Source organism: Streptomyces sp. S4.7, assembly GCF_010384365.1.
GTDB lineage: Bacteria > Actinomycetota > Actinomycetes > Streptomycetales > Streptomycetaceae > Streptomyces.
In genome coordinates this window covers 1,148,189-1,163,484 of sequence record NZ_CP048397.1, presented here as the reverse complement: position 1 = coordinate 1,163,484, position 15,296 = coordinate 1,148,189, and the positions used below count along the sequence as shown (strand labels likewise).

General features: G+C 71.4%; 14 protein-coding genes and 2 tRNA genes. 8 read left to right on the top strand and 8 right to left on the bottom strand.

Features of this window, described 5'->3' with window-relative positions; genetic code table 11:
• Nucleotides 1–11 precede the first annotated feature (11 nt).
• Nucleotides 12–524, bottom strand: a complete 513-nt coding sequence (locus SSPS47_RS05045; protein ID WP_164249050.1) for a DsbA family protein — start codon at nucleotides 522–524, stop codon at nucleotides 12–14.
• Nucleotides 525–729: 205 nt separating this feature from the next.
• Here SSPS47_RS05045 and SSPS47_RS05040 point away from each other — a divergent pair, with 205 nt between their 5' ends.
• Entirely contained in the window at nucleotides 730–1,191 is a 462-nt protein-coding gene (locus SSPS47_RS05040; RefSeq protein WP_164249048.1) for a hypothetical protein, read from the top strand.
• A gap of 128 nt (nucleotides 1,192–1,319) precedes the next feature.
• Entirely contained in the window at nucleotides 1,320–1,472 is a 153-nt protein-coding gene (locus SSPS47_RS34730) for a hypothetical protein (protein ID WP_203557789.1), read from the top strand.
• A 3-nt stretch (nucleotides 1,473–1,475) separates the two neighbouring features.
• Here SSPS47_RS34730 and SSPS47_RS05035 read toward each other — a convergent pair whose 3' ends face one another.
• Together SSPS47_RS05035 and SSPS47_RS05030 are read right to left on the bottom strand one after the other, a co-directional pair.
• The gene (locus tag SSPS47_RS05035) at nucleotides 1,476–2,033 is read right to left on the bottom strand and encodes a CGNR zinc finger domain-containing protein (RefSeq protein WP_164249046.1); all 558 of its coding nucleotides are present in this window, start codon (nucleotides 2,031–2,033) and stop codon (nucleotides 1,476–1,478) included.
• 206 nt (nucleotides 2,034–2,239) lie between these two features.
• Complete coding sequence (locus SSPS47_RS05030) at nucleotides 2,240–2,653, bottom strand: SsgA family sporulation/cell division regulator (RefSeq protein ID WP_078078286.1); 414 nt, start codon at nucleotides 2,651–2,653, stop codon at nucleotides 2,240–2,242.
• A gap of 190 nt (nucleotides 2,654–2,843) precedes the next feature.
• Between SSPS47_RS05030 and SSPS47_RS05025 the strand changes: the two genes are divergently transcribed.
• Both SSPS47_RS05025 and SSPS47_RS05020 read left to right on the top strand, forming a co-directional pair.
• Nucleotides 2,844–3,302, top strand: a complete 459-nt coding sequence (locus SSPS47_RS05025; protein ID WP_164249044.1) for a TIGR02611 family protein — start codon at nucleotides 2,844–2,846, stop codon at nucleotides 3,300–3,302.
• Between the two features lie 54 nt (nucleotides 3,303–3,356).
• Nucleotides 3,357–3,428: transfer RNA gene (locus SSPS47_RS05020), tRNA-Val, on the top strand.
• Nucleotides 3,429–3,512: 84 nt separating this feature from the next.
• Here SSPS47_RS05020 and SSPS47_RS05015 read toward each other — a convergent pair.
• A complete protein-coding gene (locus tag SSPS47_RS05015) occupies nucleotides 3,513–6,005 on the bottom strand; it encodes a hypothetical protein (protein ID WP_164249042.1) in 2,493 nt (830 codons plus the stop codon).
• A gap of 94 nt (nucleotides 6,006–6,099) precedes the next feature.
• Here SSPS47_RS05015 and SSPS47_RS05010 point away from each other — a divergent pair, with 94 nt between their 5' ends.
• Nucleotides 6,100–6,555: an SRPBCC family protein gene (locus tag SSPS47_RS05010; RefSeq protein ID WP_164249041.1), complete on the top strand. Its 456-nt coding sequence runs from the start codon at nucleotides 6,100–6,102 to the stop codon at nucleotides 6,553–6,555.
• Between the two features lie 39 nt (nucleotides 6,556–6,594).
• A tRNA-Val gene (locus SSPS47_RS05005) sits at nucleotides 6,595–6,666 on the top strand.
• Nucleotides 6,667–6,753: 87 nt separating this feature from the next.
• On the opposite strand, the gene SSPS47_RS05000 is transcribed toward SSPS47_RS05005, so the two are convergent.
• Nucleotides 6,754–7,479 (bottom strand): exonuclease domain-containing protein, encoded by a 726-nt coding sequence (locus SSPS47_RS05000; protein ID WP_164249039.1) that lies wholly within the window; start codon nucleotides 7,477–7,479, stop codon nucleotides 6,754–6,756.
• A gap of 192 nt (nucleotides 7,480–7,671) precedes the next feature.
• Between SSPS47_RS05000 and thrS the strand changes: the two genes are divergently transcribed.
• On the top strand, nucleotides 7,672–9,654 hold the full coding sequence (thrS, locus tag SSPS47_RS04995) for a threonine--tRNA ligase (RefSeq protein ID WP_164249037.1): 1,983 nt from the start codon (nucleotides 7,672–7,674) through the stop codon (nucleotides 9,652–9,654).
• 28 nt (nucleotides 9,655–9,682) lie between these two features.
• Here thrS and SSPS47_RS04990 read toward each other — a convergent pair whose 3' ends face one another.
• Nucleotides 9,683–10,393, bottom strand: coding sequence for a potassium channel family protein (locus tag SSPS47_RS04990; RefSeq protein ID WP_164249035.1), 711 nt, complete (start codon nucleotides 10,391–10,393; stop codon nucleotides 9,683–9,685).
• 64 nt (nucleotides 10,394–10,457) lie between these two features.
• On the opposite strand from SSPS47_RS04990, the gene SSPS47_RS04985 reads away from it, so the two are divergent.
• A complete protein-coding gene (locus SSPS47_RS04985; protein ID WP_164249033.1) occupies nucleotides 10,458–11,030 on the top strand; it encodes an HIT domain-containing protein in 573 nt (190 codons plus the stop codon).
• Between the two features lie 15 nt (nucleotides 11,031–11,045).
• Here the strand turns inward: SSPS47_RS04985 and SSPS47_RS04980 are convergent, their stop codons facing one another.
• Nucleotides 11,046–12,698 carry a hypothetical protein gene (locus SSPS47_RS04980; protein WP_147877632.1) on the bottom strand — a complete coding sequence of 551 codons (1,653 nt, stop codon included), beginning with the start codon at nucleotides 12,696–12,698 and terminating at the stop codon, nucleotides 11,046–11,048.
• 164 nt (nucleotides 12,699–12,862) lie between these two features.
• Nucleotides 12,863–15,076 carry an elongation factor G-like protein EF-G2 gene (locus SSPS47_RS04975; protein WP_164249031.1) on the bottom strand — a complete coding sequence of 738 codons (2,214 nt, stop codon included), beginning with the start codon at nucleotides 15,074–15,076 and terminating at the stop codon, nucleotides 12,863–12,865.
• Between the last annotated feature and the right edge of the window lie 220 nt (nucleotides 15,077–15,296).

The following is a 15,296-nucleotide window of genomic DNA, read 5'->3' as shown; positions in this document are numbered from 1 at the left end:
GAGAGCGGCCGTCAGACCTCGGCGAGCAGCCGGTCGGCGATCTCCTCGACGCGCTCGCGCAGCCCGTCCTGGCTCTTGCCGCCGTCGAGCCGCTCGCCGCCGATGACATATGTCGGGGTGCCGGTCACACCGATCGCCTTGCCCTCGGCCTGGTCGGCGTCGACGATCAGGGTGTGCCGGCCGTCGATGAGCGCGGTGTCGAACTCCTCGTCGTCCAGGCCGAGTCGGCGGGCGACATCCAGCAGCAGCGGTTCGCCCCGGTCGGCCAGCTCCGCGTGGCGGGCCAGCACTGCCTCCGCGTACGCCCAGCCCTGGCCCTGCTCCACCGCCTCCTCGGCCGCCTGCGCGGCGGCGAAGGCGTGCCGGTGCTTGTCCAGCGGGAAGTGCCGCAGCCGTACGTCCAGCCGGTCTCCGTAGCGCGCCCGCAGCGCGCGCAGGTCGGCCAGCGCGGTGTGGCAGTCGGCGCACTGGAGCTCGCACCAGACGTCGAGGACGACGGGGCCGGCGGTGGGGGAGTCACTCATGGAACCAGTCTTCCAGGTCCCCGGACCCGCTCCCGACCGGGACCTGGGGAGGAGACGAACCCCGGAGATCTCCCTGAGGTCCCTCCCGGCCGTGGCCCCTACCCCGCCGGGAGGTGCAGGATGGAAGCGTCGACATGTCGGCCCCTACCGGCACGCTCGACGAGAACCGCCCTTACCGACGACGGCGCCAAGCCTGGAGGACCGGATGATTGCCGAGACCATTTGTTCCGCGGTGTCCGCTGCCGGACTCGGCATCGCGGCGATCACCGCTTACCGCAAGCGCTTCCTGGCGGCGACCAGGATCGCCGCGTACTCCCTGGTGCCGGTCGCGCTCGTGATGACCGGAGTGGTCCAGTGGCTCGCCGACAAGGCGTTCAGCCCGACCGCGTGGGTGGGTGTCGGACTGCTCGGGGTCTCCTGGCTGCTCTTCATGACGACGCGGATGGTGGAGCGGCGCGCGGGCGTCGGCAGCCGTAAGGAACGCAGGGCGGCGAACAGGGCGGCGCAGCGCGACGCGGTCGCGCCGGCGGCCTCGGCGCCCTCGCTCGGCTCGTCCGCGGCCCCCGCGGCGCAGCCGAAGGAGGGCAAGGCGAAGAAGCCCGCCGCCGCCGACCCCGGTGACGATTTCAGCGACGTCGAGGCCATTTTGAAGAAGCACGGCATCTGACCGGGGAGGCTCCCGGAGCCCGGTCCGTCTCAGGGGGTGGACGTTTGCCGGGAATCTGACGAACTGGCCCCGCCGGGACGCGTGTTGGTTGTCCGGCGGACCGTGCCCTGCGTCATGATCACCCCGAGATGCTCGATACCTCCCGGGGCACAAATCCCGCACCCAACGAAGAGCCGCGCGGTTGTCTGTTCGCGCTCTCCCAGCCGCCGTTGATGATCTTCCTCACCGTGATCGGCACCCTGCTGCTGATGGCGGCGGTCCATGATCTGTTCCTCCTGTGACGCTCAGCCGGCCGCTTCCTTGCGGCGTGCCCGGTAGGCGGCCACGTGGAGCCTGTTGCCGCAGGTGCGGCTGTCGCAGTAACGGCGGGAGCGGTTGCGCGACAGGTCGACGAAGGCGTGCCCGCAGTCCGGCGCCTCGCAGCGCCGCAGCCGCTCCTGTTCGCCCGCCACCACGATGAACGCCAGCGCCATGCCGCAGTCGGCGGCGAGATGGTCGGCCACCGACGCGTCCGGGGCGAAGTAGTGCACGTGCCAGTCGTAGCCGTCGTGATCCGTCAGCTGCGGGGTCGTGCCCGCGGCGGCGACCAGCCGGTTGATCAGCTCGGAGGCCTCCCGGGGGCCGGGCGCGGCGAACACGTCGGCGAGGTGCGTACGTACCTCCCGTACGGCCCGCAGATCGCGGGGGCCGAGTTCTCCCACGCCGCTCACGCGGTGGGTCCGTGCGAAGTCGTACAGGGCCTCGACATCGGCGAGCCCGTCCGAGCCGCCGGCCTCGGGGACCGTGTTCACGAGACTGACGACGGTCCCAAGGGCGTTGCGGGTGTCGTGGGGGATCTGCACGATTGGCTCCCTGGCCTGCTGCGGACCGGTGCCCGCCGGGTTCCGCAGATCCTAGGGGGTGTTTCGCGGTCGGAAGGGGCCCGCGAGCGCGGCGACACCGTCGTCGCGGTGGCTCCGCGGCGACGGCGTCGCTGTCCGCCGTATGTGGTTGTCCGCACGGCGCCGTCTCCCCGAGTCGGACGGCGCCGAGCAGTTCTCGGGCTGGCTCAGCTGTCGGCCAGGATGTGGGAAAGCTCTGTGTCGAGGTCGAAGTGCCGATGCTCGGTACCGGGTGGCACCGCGGCGTCGGTTCGCTTGAGGAAGGATTCCAGGGCTCGCGCCGGTGCCTCCAGCAGGGCTTCCCCCTCCGGAGAGCTGAGAGCGATGCAGACGACGCCCTGGCCCTGGCTGCGTGAGGGCCAGACTCTGACGTCGCCCGTGCCGGTGGGCCGGTGCAGCCCCTCGGCCAGAAGGTCGCGGGCGAAAACCCACTCGACCGTCTCCTCGGCTCCGGTGTGGAAGGTGGCATGCACGGCATAGGGATCGGCCGTGTCATACCGCAGGCCCGCGGGTACAGGCAGTGAGGACTCGCTCGAAACAACGAGGCGCAGGTGCAGCTCGCAGCTGACCGTGGTGTTCATAAGCGCCAGGGCCTTTCGCTCAGTGTGCGCTCGGGGATTCGCACGTCGGCGAAATCGACATGCCACCTACGGTGTCGTTGTAAACCCCTCTGTCTGTTTTGTGATCCTTCAGGTAGCTCGTACAGCGGTGCGTAACTTCGACTTATGCCGCCATTCCGGTGACGACTCGGCGTCGGGTAGGTTGGGTGCCATGCATGCGGAGAGTGACGGACGGGGGGATGTCGTCGTGCCGACGGCAGAGAAATCCGCTGGAGAATTGACCGCGGAGCTGGCGGAGCGTGAGCTGGGTTCACGCGCTCCGGGCTTTATCAGGAGTTCGAAGCCGCTTCATGTGAGCTGGCAGGTCGGGGTATTCGTCGTCGGCCTCGCGGTGGTCGTGGCGGGTGCGGCGATGCTGGTGCTGCCGGGCCCCGGCTGGCTGGTGATCTTCGGCGGTATGGCGATCTGGGCGACGGAATTCGTCTGGGCGCAACTGGTGCTCAGGTGGACGCGGCGCAAGGTCACCGAAGCGGCGCAGAAAGCGCTCGATCCCAAGGTCCGGCGGCGCAACATCATCCTCACCACGGTCGGTCTGGTGATCATCGCGGTGCTGGTCGGCATTTACCTCTGGGAGTTCGGATTGGCCATGCCCTGGAAGATCGACGCGTGAGCGGGGAGCGGTCTTGAGGGGCAACTGACATGGGGTAATGTTTGCCCCGCGTCCGGGCGATTAGCTCAGTGGGAGAGCGCTTCGTTCACACCGAAGAGGTCACTGGTTCGAACCCAGTATCGCCCACCCGGAATCGATGCCCCGGAGACTTCACCGTCTCCGGGGCATCGGTCGTTCCCGGTGCGAATCCCGGACGCCGACGCCGGTCCGTCAGCGCATCCGGCCCAGGGACTCCCTGAGGCGTCTGGCGTCGTTCAGCCGCCGTTCGTAGGTCGCGCCCAGCGCCAGGAGCAGCAGCCCGGCGAGCGCGGGCGGCAGCCAGCGCGGCAGGGCGCCCACGACCTGGACGATGTACGGGGCCAGCTCGTGCAGCGTGTCCAGGGTGAGCACGGCGCCGCCGAGGACCAGCAGCGCCTGGAGCCGCAGCCGGGCGCCGACGAGCGTGACGGCGAGCGCGGCGGTCCCCAGGGCCAGCGGGCGCAGCCAGTGCGTGTCGCCCCAGGCGGCCGCGAGGCTCGGCAGGAGTGTCGCGGCGAGGCCGGGGCCGTACGCCGTCCAGGACGACGCCTCGGGGTCGCCCCGGCGCCGCAGGACACCCACCACGAGCGCGGGGACCGTCACCGGCAGGGTGTACGCCTCCGGGGTGGTCACGTCGGACGCGTACAGCCGCACCCAGGTGGCCAGCACGAACAGCGCCGCCGCGAGATACCCGGCCGCCGGGCGGCGGTCCGGGCGCAGCGCGGTACCCGCCGCGACGACCGCGCACAGGGCGAGCACGAGGGCGACGGTCTCCGGGCGGCCGGCGGCGAGGCCGAGGGCGAGCGGGCCGGCCCCGGCCGCCGTCAGTTCCATCGGCAGGGCCACGGGATGGCGGCGCAGGCGCGCGCCGAGCAGCGCGCCCGCGGCGGGCACGGCGAGGACGACCAGGGCGACGTGCTCGCGGCGCAGTCCGGCGGACGCGCCGAGCGCGCAGAGCAGGGCGACGGCCGTCACGACGGTGAGGCAGGCCAGGACCGCCTGGAAGGACGGGGCCGGGAAGGCGGCCCGCGCCGAAGGGGAGACTGCCGTGTCGTCGCCGGTCCCGGTGTCGGTCACGGCGGCGTTCAGGGCCACCGCGGCGCCGCAGAACAGGGCGAGCAGCACGCCCAGGGTGAGAAGCGTGGTCGTCTCGGCGGCCAGGGACAGCAGCGAGACACCGCCCGCGCCGGTCAACGCGCAGGCCAGGGCCGTCGTCGAGAGCGCCGACAGCACCGCGGGGCCGGGCCGCCGCGGCGCGTTCGGCAGGTGCGCGTACACCGCGAGCGCCAGCGCGCCCGCCGTGGTGACGAGGCCCGCCGCCACGGCTGTCGCGTACCCGAGGTCCAGCGCGGCGGGCAGGACCAGCGCGGCGGCCCAGCCCAGGCCCGTGGCACCGGACAGGGCGGCGGGTCGTGCGGAGGCGGGGAGCCGCCCGTACGCGAGCGCGAGGAGCCCGGCCGTGATCAGCAGCACCAGCGGCGCAGTGGACATCGCCGACCATCCTGGATCGGTCCCGATCGCCTCCCGTACGCCGCCGGGCGCCCCCGACCAGATGTCGTCCACCCGGGAGACCGGACCGAGCAGCGTCACGGCCACCGACGGCAGCGTCAAGAGGACCGCCGCGGTCACGACGGCCCCCGCGGCGGTGCAGAGCCCCCGCACCGCCGCGCGGGGCAGCGGAGCCCGTACGGCCGTCAACAGCGCCGCGCCGCACAGCAGATACCCGACGACGGCCCAGCCGAGCGGTACGGAGGGACGCAGCACGCCGCCGGTCGCGACGGTCGCGGCCAGACCGGCCACCAGCGCGCCGGCGAACGCGACGCCGGGAACACGGACCGCCACGAAGAGACCGACACCGGCCCCGGCGAGCAACAGCGCGCCGGGGCGGGCGGCGTCGAGCGCGGAGCCGGCGGCCACCGAGAGCCCGGCGGTGATCAGCAGCGCCCAGCCGCCGGCCACCCAGGCGGTGACACCCGCGACCGACCGGGCCGGCTCGGACCTTGTCCACAGCACGATCGCGATGTCCGCGGCGGCGGTCGCCAGCAGCGCCCACGCGAACGTCAGTTGGCCGGCACCGGCCGCCAGCGCCCAGAGAGGAAGCGGGAGTTGGGCGATGAGGACGGCGGCGGGCAGTGGCGTACGGAGCCGGTCGATGACCAGCCCGTACGCGCCCCAGCCGGCGGCCAGCACGGCGCACGCGGCGGCCGTGCAGCCGAGCGGGTCCGCGTCCGGCAGCGCGATCCGGTACAGGGCGTAGGCGTCGAGGACCGTCAGCACCAGAGCGAGCGCGCCGACGGCCTCGGCGGTGGAGGTGAGCGCGCGGCGCAGCAGCAGGGCGGGCGCGGCGAGGGCGGCGGCGGTGACCGTGCCGAGCACGGCCGACCGGCCGCCGATGCCCATGGAGCCCCAGCTGACCACGGTGAAGGCGATCGCCGCGATGGTCAGCAGCACACCGCCCAGCGCCAGCAGGGCGTTCTGCACGCTCGGCGGGGACGTCTCGGGCGCGCGGGCGGCGGGCCACGCCGCCGGCGTGTGCGGCGGCCGCGGTGCCACCGGGCGCGGTGGTGTCAGCAGTGTCAGCAGATAGGACCTGCGGGCGAGCAACTGCGCTCTGCGCGCGTCGATGTGGGCCAGCTCGCGATCGAGGACCGCGAGCTCCTCGGCCGGACGCGGAACGTTCTCCATGGTCTCGCAGTGTGGCCCGTGCCACAGGACGGGCCATCGGCTCTCGTACTCAGATACGTGTGTGAGTACGTGCGGGGGACCGCACACTTGGGCCATGGACAGGTATCACTACCGCTTCCGCAGTGTCTGGGAACTCGACGCGGCCCCGGACGTCGTGTTCGGTGTCCTGGAGCGGGCCGGCGAGTACCCCGACTGGTGGCCCCAGGTCCGGGAGGTCACCCCGGTCGACGAGCGCACCGGGACCGCCCGGTTCCGGTCCGTTATCCCGTACGACCTCCACGTCCGCGCCCGCGAGAGAAGGAACGATCCGCGCGCCCGCGTCCTGGAGATCGAGATGACCGGCGACCTCGAAGGCTGGGCGCGGTGGACGCTGAGCGCCCGGGGCGGCGGCACACACGCCCTGTACGAGCAGGAGGTCGACGTCAACAAGCCGCTCCTGCGGCGTCTCGCGGTGGCCGGGCGGCCCTTCTTCGTCGCCAATCACGCGCTGATGATGCGGGCCGGGCGGCGGGGGCTGCGGAAGGTGCTCGCACGCCGTCATACGGTTTGAACGAAACCCGCCGAGACCTGTATGGTTCAGTCCGTTCCCGGGCGATTAGCTCAGTGGGAGAGCGCTTCGTTCACACCGAAGAGGTCACTGGTTCGAACCCAGTATCGCCCACCGGGAAAGGCCGGTCCGTCGATGACGGACCGGCCTTGCTGTTCTCCGGGCCGAGCGCGTGGCCGAGGCCGCCGGGTGGCGTGACTCTCAGGCCACCGCGGGTACTTGGGGTCGCAGCGGCCACGCCGGATCGGCTGCCGCCCGCTCGCCGCCGCGGGCGAACCGGTCCTGCCGGCCGCGCGCCTGCGCCGCGTGCCAGACTGCCTGCCGCCCGTGCAGCTGGGCCACGGTGAGCTGCTGTGTCGTGGTGGCGAACCGGCGCCCCACCGACCGCACCACTTCGAGGGCCGCCACCGCTTCGGCCACGGCCTCGTGCTCGCCGTCCAGCACCACCCCGTACAGCGAACAGAGATCGACCAGTTGCCGCCGGCCCTTGCGGACGGGGTCGAGATGGCGGTCCAGCACACTCGGATCCAGCACGCAGAGCGGGGCGTTCTCCAGATAACGCGCCATGGAGGAGTTGCGGTGGCGCCCCATCTCGCGGTCCAGGAGCGTCAGACACAACGGCGCGTTCATCACCACGAGCGGCCGGCCGGCCGCGCACTGCTCGGCCAGCGCCCGGCCGACCTCCTCTATCACCGGGGCCGGCCAGCGGCCCGAGCGCTGCACCAACGCGTCGGTGAGACCGTGCAGTTCGGTCGCCCCGACCGGCACCGGGACCCCCGGATTGACCAGCCAGCGGGTGACCCGGGCGCGGGCGCCCGAGATGTCCTGGACGACGAGGGCGGCCGACACGATCCGGTCCTCCTCGGCGTCGAAGCCTGTCGTCGCTATGTCGAAGGCGGCCAGCGGGCCCTCGTACCAGTGCGTCATCCGAACTCCTCACGCACGCTCGGCAGATGGCATCAGGCCGACTGCCCGAATCGGTGATACCCGCGCTCTTTGCGCCGTACGCCGGAGATGACGGCACAATTGAACCGTTTAGCGAGTGGACCCTCCGGCTCGGTACGATTCCCGTCGCGTACGGATACGAGCCTGCGCGCCCCGTGAGTGAAGGAGAGACCGGTGTCAGATGTCCGCGTGACCATTGAACGCGATTCCGAGCGGGAAGAGCGCGTGGTGACGACGGGCACTACGGCGGCCGACCTCTTCCCCGGCGAGCGCACCGTGATCGCCGCCCGGGTGGGCGGCGAGCTGAAGGACCTCAGCCACGAGGTCGCCGACGGCGACAGCGTCGAGCCTGTGGAGATGTCCTCGCAGGACGGCCTGGACATCCTGCGCCACTCCACCGCGCACGTGATGGCCCAGGCCGTGCAGGAGCTGTTCCCCGAGGCGAAGCTCGGTATCGGTCCGCCGATCAAGGACGGTTTCTACTACGACTTCGACGTCGCCGAGCCCTTCACCCCCGACGACATCAAGCGCGTCGAGAAGAAGATGCAGGAGATCCAGAAGCGCGGCCAGCGGTTCTCCCGGCGGGTCACCACCGACGAGGACGCGCGGATCGAGCTGGCCGACGAGCCGTACAAGATCGAGCTGATCGGGCTCAAGGGCAGCGCCGCGGACGCCGCCGAGGGCGCGTCGGCCGAGGTCGGTGGCGGTGAGCTGACCATCTACGACAACCTCGACGCCAAGACCGGCGAGCTGTGCTGGAAGGACCTGTGCCGGGGCCCGCACCTGCCCACCACCCGCAACATCCCGGCCTTCAAGCTGATGCGCTCCGCCGCCGCCTACTGGCGCGGCAGTGAGAAGAACCCGCAGCTCCAGCGGATCTACGGCACCGCCTGGCCGTCCAAGGACGAGCTGAAGGCCCACCTCGACTTCCTCGCCGAGGCCGAGCGCCGCGACCACCGCAGGCTGGGCAGCGAGCTGGACCTGTTCTCCTTCCCCGACGAGCTGGGCTCCGGTCTCGCGGTCTTCCACCCCAAGGGCGGGGTGATCCGCAAGGAGATGGAGCAGTACTCGCGCCACCGCCACGAGGTGTCCGGGTACGAGTTCGTCAACACCCCGCACATCTCCAAGAAGAAGCTCTTCGAGACCTCGGGACACCTGCCGCACTACGCGGAGGGCATGTTCCCGCCCATGGAGTTCGACGGCCAGGACTACTACCTCAAGGCCATGAACTGCCCGATGCACAACCTGATCTTCAAGGCGCGCGGGCGGTCCTACCGGGAGCTGCCGCTGCGCCTGTTCGAGTTCGGCACGGTCTACCGCTACGAGAAGTCCGGCGTCGTGCACGGCCTCACCCGCTCACGCGGCTTCACCCAGGACGACGCGCACATCTACTGCACCAAGGAGGAGATGGCGCAGGAGCTGGACTCCCTCCTCACCTTCGTGCTGGAGCTGCTGCGGGACTACGGCCTGTCCGACTTCGAGCTGGAGCTGTCCACCCGCGACCCGGAGTCCGACAAGTTCATGGGCGAGGACGCGGAGTGGGAGGAGGCCACCGCGGCGCTCCAGGAGGCCGCCGACAAGCAGGGGCTGCCGCTGGTCCCGGACCCGGGCGGCGCCGCGTACTACGGACCCAAGATCTCCGTACAGGCCAAGGACGCCATCGGCCGGTCCTGGCAGATGTCCACCATCCAGGTCGACTTCCAGCAGCCGAAGCGCTTCGAGCTGGAGTACACCGCGCCGGACGGCTCCAAGCAGCAGCCCGTCATGATCCACCGGGCGCTGTTCGGCTCGATCGAGCGCTTCTTCGCCGTACTCCTGGAGCACTACGCGGGCGCGTTCCCGGCCTGGCTGGCGCCCGTGCAGGCGGTCGGCATCCCGATCGGCGACGCGCACGTTCCCTACCTCCAGGAGTTCGCCGCGCGGGCGAAGGCCAAGGGGCTGCGGGTCGAGGTGGACGCGTCGGCGGACCGGATGCAGAAGAAGATCCGCAACCACCAGAAGGCCAAGACGCCCTTCATGATCATCGCCGGTGACGAGGACGTCGCCAACGGCGCCGTGTCCTTCCGCTACCGGGACGGCACGCAGAAGAACGGCATCCCCGCCGACGAGGCCCTGGCCGAGCTGCTGGACGTCGTGGAGCGCCGCGTACAGGTCTGAGGCGTGATCCACCGCCCCCGCAGAGGCGTCAGCCTGCCGGGGGCGGTGGCGGTACGTCGTCCGGGGGCGGGCTGCCACGCTCCGCCCCGGTCGCCCGGTCCTCCCGGCCGAAGACCTGGATCAGCCAGGAGGAGAACGAGCCGGTGACCGCGCCCAGCAGCGCCAGACCGCAGAGCATCAGACAGACCGCGAAGAGCCGGCCGAGCGGCGTCACCGGGGTGACGTCGCCGTACCCGACCGTGGTGATCGCCGAGCAGGCCCACCACACCGAGTCCCCGAAGGTCCGGATGGTGGCCCCCGGCGCCCCGCGCTCCTGCTGGTAGACCGCGAGCGCCGCGGCGAAACTCAGCAGGGCCGCCGTCACCCCCGCGTACGCCATCACCCGTCCGTACAGGCTCAGCCGGGGCTGGTCGCGGCGGCGCTGGAGCGCCACGTACGTGTTCACGATCCGCACCGGACGCAGCAGCGGCAGCAGCAGCACGACCGTGTCCAGCCAGTGCTTCGTGACGAAGTGCGCCCCCTGACCGCTCAGGACCAGCCGTACCCCGTAGTCCACCGCGAACAGCGCCCAGACGGTGACCAGGACGGACAGCGCCACGTCGCGCACGACGGGGTTGCTGCTCTGGTTCAGCACGCACACCGCGTAACAGGCGAGGAAGAGCGGCGAGCCGACGAGCATCGGCAGTTCGGCGCCCCGCTCCCAGTCGCGCAGCCGCTCGGGTCGGTTCCGGACACGCATCGCGCCAGCATGGCGGGGGCTGCGCGGGCGGGCCCGGCGACACGCTTCACCGGGCCGAAGTCATATGCTTCACAGCATGACGAGCGAGCCGGAGCAGCAGATCGGAGTGGGTACCCAGGACGCGTTCCAGCGCCTGTGGACGCCCCACCGGATGGCCTACATCCAGGGCGAGAACAAGCCCACCGGTCCGAACGCGGACGACGGCTGTCCCTTCTGCTCCATCCCGCGCAAGTCCGACGAGGACGGGCTCGTCATCGCCCGAGGCGAGTCGGTCTACGCGGTGCTGAACCTCTATCCGTACAACGGCGGCCACCTCATGGTCGTACCGTTCCGGCACGTCGCCGACTACACGGAGCTGGACGCGGACGAGACCGTCGAACTGGCCGCGTTCACCAAGCGGGCGATGACCGCGCTGCGTACGGCGTCCGGGGCGCACGGCTTCAACATCGGCATGAACCAGGGCACCGTGGCGGGAGCGGGCATCGCCGCCCATCTGCACCAGCACGTCGTGCCTCGCTGGGGCGGCGACGCCAACTTCATGCCCGTCGTCGCCCACACGCGGGTACTGCCCCAACTGCTCGCCGACACACGGGTGATGCTGGCGGACGCCTGGCCGGCGCCGGGCTCCTCCTCGTAACCCCGGCAGCCGGTCCTACGCGTCGTACACGTCCACCTTCTTCGGTGTCGGGTCCTGGACCGCGCCGCTGAGGGACGAGGAGCGGCTGCCGAAGCGCTCGGTGTCCACGCCGTTCTCGTTCAGCACCCGCAGGGCCGCCGCGTGCGCCACCCGCAGCACCGGCGTGGCCGCGCGCATCGCGTCGTCGGCCATGAAGCGGTGCCGCCAGGGCTTGTCCGCCCAGGCGTGCCGCAGGCCGAAGGGCTCCGGCAGGGACAGCTTCCCACCGAGGAAGTCGAGGATCGGCGGATACCAGGTGAAGGGGGCGCGGACCGCGAGCCGCACGGCCTCCTTCGGCTCCACCAGCGGCAGACTGTGCGTCGTGGTCTCCCAGAACCTGACCGTCTTGGGTTTGGTGACCGTCTTCGGCGACGGCTTCGAGAAGAAGAGGGGGTTCACCGGCCCCAGCGCGTGACCCGTCACCTCGATACGCAGTGTTTCGTGCAGGACCGTCACCGTGATCATCATGGTGATGATCAACTGGCCGTCCCAGAGGACGAACTGCACACCCAGATAGTGCCGGTCACCGGCCCCGAACTGCTGGTGGTTGCAGATGCGCTGTATCTCGTGCGGTTTGACCTGGTACGCCTCGACGTCCTGCCCCTCCGGCCTGCTGACCGATCCGGCGTTCTCGTCGACCGGCCGTACGATCCAGTGCTTGACCTCGGGCTTGGGGAAACCACCGGAGTTGAGGGGGCCGCGCTCCAGCATCTTCAGCTGGTCGTGCATCGCCCTTATGACGTCGTAGCTGCGGAACTGGTGGATCTCCTTGCCGGCCTCCTTGGGAACCAACTCCTCCGCGAGCGTCCAGTTGCCCCACCGGGTACCCATGCCCAATATCCCTTTGGGGCCCGCGTAGAAGACCGCGTTGGAACGCTGCTCGGCGGTCAGCTTCTCCAGCCCGCTGCGCAGTTCCTCCCGCGCCGTCTCGTCGGGATGCCCCGGCACCGCCTCGGGCACCTTGGCGCCGAGACCGCCGCCCGCCAGGAGATCGCTCCAGCGGGCGCGCAGGTCCTTCGCCGTCGTCTCGCAGATCCGCTTGGCGAGCAGCCAGCCGATGACGGGCGCGATGATCACACCGCGCAGATACCAGCCGAGGAATCCCGTGAACGGCAGCGCCACCAGGAAGACCACCGCGAGCGCAGCCACGCCGAGCAGCAGGGCGCCGCCGATGGCGCCCGCCTTCTTGTCCTTCGAACCCGCCAGCGTCCTGCGCAACTGGAAGACACCGATCCACAGCAGCGCCCCCGGCAGGAACAGCAGCCCGAACAGGACGGTCACCAGAGTGAGCCGGGTGTCGCGCTCCTTACGGATGCGGGACGCCGCCAGCGCGTGCTCCACCACCGTCTGCGGCTCCGTACCGAAGGACTGAATGAGCGCGGCACGGCCGCCGCCCAGCATCCGGGTCTGCACCGCGCGGGAGAACGCCTCGCCCAGATTCGGCTCGAACAGCGACACCTTGCCCTTCTTCACCTCGGACTTGTGCCACTCGCTGTTCGCCTTGAGGATCTCCTCCACCGGGCTGTCCCGGTACGCCGCCGAGGCCAGGGCATGGGTCGCCGCCGTCTGACCCGCCGACCCCTGAAGTGGAACCTGAGCCCCAGGAGAGAAATCGAATCCGTCCGACACTGTCCGCCCCCATCGCCGCGAGCATCTGCTGCTGCGCCCTTTTCCCAACTACCGTGCCCCGCACACCTGCTGAGCTGGGGCGCATCACAGCGTATCCGGGGCACACGCTCCGCGTCAGGGAGAAACCGGACTGGCCCCGAACGTCCCGCCGGCGTCACACCGGCTCACGCCCCCACGGCGGCTCCGGCGCTCGCGCGGAACCGGCCGGCCAGGTGGAGCGGCATCGCCTCGTGCCGGGCGTACGAGCGGCTGAACCGTCCCGTGCCGTGCGACACCGACCGCAGGTCGATCGCGTACCGGCCGATCTCGATCTCCGGCACCTCGGCCCGTACGGCCGTCCGCCCCTGCCCGGCCCGATCGGTGCCGACCACCCGGCCGCGCCGCCCCGACAGATCGCTCATCACGGGGCCCACGTACTCGTCGGGGACCACCACCTCCACCACGGCGACCGGCTCCAGCAGTTCGATACGGGCGTCCGCGGACGCCTCGCGCAGGGCCAGCGCTCCCGCCGTCTGGAAAGCGGCGTCGGAGGAGTCCACCGAGTGCGCCTTGCCGTCGACCAGCGTCACCCGTACGTCGACCAGCGGATGCCCGGCCGCGCCACCGCGCGCGGCCTGCGCCCGCACGCCCTTCTCCACGGAGGGGACGAACTGCCGGGGCACCGCACCGCCGACGACCTTGTCGACGAACTCGACGCCGGACCCGGCGGGCAGCGGTTCGACCTCGATCTCGCAGATCGCGAACTGACCGTGGCCGCCGGACTGTTTGACGTGCCGGCCGCGCCCAACCGCCCGCTCGCCGAAGGTCTCACGCAGGGCCACCTTGTGCGGTACGACGTCCACCTGGACGCCGTAGCGGTGGCGCAGCCGCTCCAGGGCCACGTCCATGTGCGCCTCGCCGAGGCACCACAGCACGACCTGGCGGGTGGCCTGATTCTGCTCCAGACGCATCGTCGGATCCTCGGCGGCCAGCCGCGCGAGCCCCTGCGACAGCTTGTCCTCGTCCGACGTGCTGTGCGCCTCCACGGCGAGCGGCAGCAGCGGGTCGGGCATGGCCCAGGGCCTCATCAGCAGCGGATCGTCCTTGGCGGAGAGCGTGTCGCCGGTCTCGGCGCACGACAGCTTCGCCACACACGCCAGATCGCCCGCGATACAACTGCCCAGTGCGCGTTGCTGCTTGCCGAAGGGCGCCGACAGCGCGCCGACCCGTATCTCCACGTCGTGGTCCTCGTGGCCCCGGTCGGTGAGACCGTGCCCGGAGACGTGCACCGTCTCGTCGGGCCGCAGGGTGCCGGAGAAGACCCGCACGAGGGAGAGCCGGCCGACGTAGGGGTCCGACGCCGTCTTCACCACCTCGGCGACCAGCGGACCGCTCGGGTCGCAGACCGGGCGCGGGCGTGCCGAGCCCTGCGGGGTGGTCACCTCGGGGGCCGGGCGCTCCAGCGGGGTGGGGAAGCCACCGGTGATCAGCTCCAGCAGCTCGACCGTGCCGAGGCCCTGACGGGCACCGTCGGCGGCGGGCGCCGCCGCGAGGACGGGATGGAAGACACCGCGGGCGACGGCCTTCTCCAGATCGTCCACGAGGGTCCGCTCGTCGACCTCGCCGCCGCCCAGATAGTGGTCCATGAGTGTCTCGTCCTCGCTCTCGGCGATGATCCCCTCGATCAGCCGGTCACGGGCCTCGTCGATGAGCGGCAGCCGGGCGGGATCGGGCGCCAGCTCCTCGCGGGTGCCGCAGGAGTAGTCGTGGACGCGCCGCGAGAGCAGTCCGGTGAGCCCGGTGACCGGCGCGTGCCCGTCGGGGCCCTCGGGGCCGTACACCGGCTGGTAGAGAGGCAGGACGGCGTCGGGGTCGTCGCCGCCGAAGATCCGGCCGCAGACCCGGGTCAGCTCGTCGAAGCCCACGCGGGCGGTCTCCAGATGGGTCACGACGATCGCGCGCGGCATGCCGACGGCGGCGCACTCCTCCCACACCGCGCGGGTGGCGCCGGCCACCGCCTCCGCCTCCTGGGCGGCCGAGACGACGAAGAGGGCCGCGTCCGCCGCGCGCAGACCGGCCCTCAGCTCCCCGACGAAATCCGCGTATCCCGGGGTGTCCAGCAGATTGATCTTGTACCCGCCCCACTCCAGCGGGACGAGGGAGAGCTGTACGGAGCGCTGCTGCCGGTGCTCGATCTCGTCGTGGTCCGAGACCGTGCCGCCGTCCTCCACGCGGCCCGCCCGCGTGAGCGCCCCGGCGGTCAGCGCCAGGGCCTCGACGAGAGTGGTCTTGCCGGATCCGCTGTGGCCGACCAGCACCACGTTCCTCACGGAGGAGGGCCGGTCGACCGTCGTCGCCCTTCCGGCGGCCCCGGGATGCCCGTTCGCCTTGTCGCCCATGATCATGCCTCCCGATCGATCGCACGGTGAGGAGCAGGGCGCGGGCAACGGGAGCCGCGCGGCAGCTCCGGCGACGCCCACGGTGGTCCTTCGAGCTTTCCACTCGCGTCGGCCCGCGTCCATACGTGGGTGGGCGCCCCGGCGGTGGAGGCAGTCGGGGCTGGCTACGATGGGCCAGCCGGCGGCCGATGGGGCGGCCGGTCAACCGACCGTCGGGAAG